This is a genomic window from Nonomuraea mesophila (assembly GCF_004352805.1).
Classification (GTDB): domain Bacteria; phylum Actinomycetota; class Actinomycetes; order Streptosporangiales; family Streptosporangiaceae; genus Nonomuraea; species Nonomuraea longispora.
This window is the reverse complement of the sequence record NZ_SMLD01000382.1, coordinates 1-1,225: the sequence shown is the minus strand read 5'-3', so window position 1 is coordinate 1,225 and position 1,225 is coordinate 1. Positions and strand designations below refer to the sequence as shown.

The following is a 1,225-nucleotide window of genomic DNA, read 5'->3' as shown; positions in this document are numbered from 1 at the left end:
TGGAGCTGGCCCGGTTTGGTGGACACCTGATCTCTGGGGAACCCTGGTTCCCGGAAGAAGGAGTCTGCAGTGTCGAACAACTATCCGCCGGAGTTTCGCCGGCAGATGGTGGAGCTGGTGCGCGCGGGACGGACGCCGGAGGAACTGGCCAAGGAGTTCCAGCCCTCCGCGCAGTCGATCCGTACCTGGGTGCGCCAGGCCGATCTCGATGACGGCCGCCGCCAAGACGGGCTGACCAGTGCCGAGAAGGACGAGCTGGCCCGGCTGCGGCGGGAGAACAAGATTCTCCGCGAGGAGAAGGAGATCTTGCGTAAGGCCGCGGCTTTCTTCGCGCGGGAGACGGATCTGCCGAGATGAAGTTCCGGCTGATCCATGCGGAGAAGGGCCACCACGAGGTCTCCCTGCTGGCCCGGGTGCTGGGTGTGTCGCGCCAGGGCTACTACGCCTGGGCGGCCCGCCAACGGCGCGGCCCATCGGCTCGAGCCCGCCGCGACGCCGAGCTGACCGAGCGGATCCGTCACCATCACCAGGCCTCGGACGAAATCTATGGTGCGCCGCGTATCCATGCCGACCTGCGCGAGCTCGACGGGGTTCGTGTGGGCCGCAAGCGGGTGGCCCGGCTCATGCGCCGGGCTGGGCTGGCCGGGGTGAGCAGGCGTAAGGGCTGCCGGACGACGATCGCGGACGGACGCGCTGCGGCCGCGTCCGACTTGGTCAAACGCCAGTTCAGCGCGGCCGAGCCGAACCGCGTCTGGACCGCCGGCATCACGTACGTGCCGACCTGGCAGGGCTTCGTCTACCTGGCGGTGGTGCTGGATGTGTTCTCCCGCCGGATCGTCGGCTGGGCGATGGCCGAGCACATGCGCGCCGAGCTGGTGACCGACGCCTTGGCGATGGCGCTGCACCAGCGTCGCCCCGAGGCTGGTGTGATTCACCACAGCGACAAGGGCAGCCAATACACGTCTGTCGCCTTCGGCCAGCGCTGTGAGCAGGCCGGCGTTCGACCGTCGACGGGCCGGACCGGGACGTGCTTTGACAATGCGATCACCGAGAGCTTCTTCGCCTCGCTGGAGTGCGAGTTGATCGACCGGCGCACCTTCCACACCAGGTCAGAAGCCGAACGAGCCCTGTTCAGCTACATCGAGGGGTTCTACAACCCGCGCCGCCGTCACTCCGCCAACGGCCAGCTCAGCCCGGCCGAATACGAACGCCGACACGCGCTCAA

The 1,225-nt window shown here is 67.9% G+C and carries 1 protein-coding gene; it reads left to right on the top strand.

Annotated features, from left to right (window positions below; all coding sequences use genetic code 11):
• Nucleotides 1-105: 105 nt before the first annotated feature.
• Nucleotides 106-1,225 (top strand): IS3 family transposase gene (locus tag E1295_RS48165; protein WP_246081265.1). Its coding sequence is split into 2 segments (ribosomal slippage), with 1,121 coding nucleotides annotated over them: nucleotides 106-319 and nucleotides 319-1,225; the frame shifts between segments, so codons are not numbered across the junction. This gene is flagged as partial in the annotation.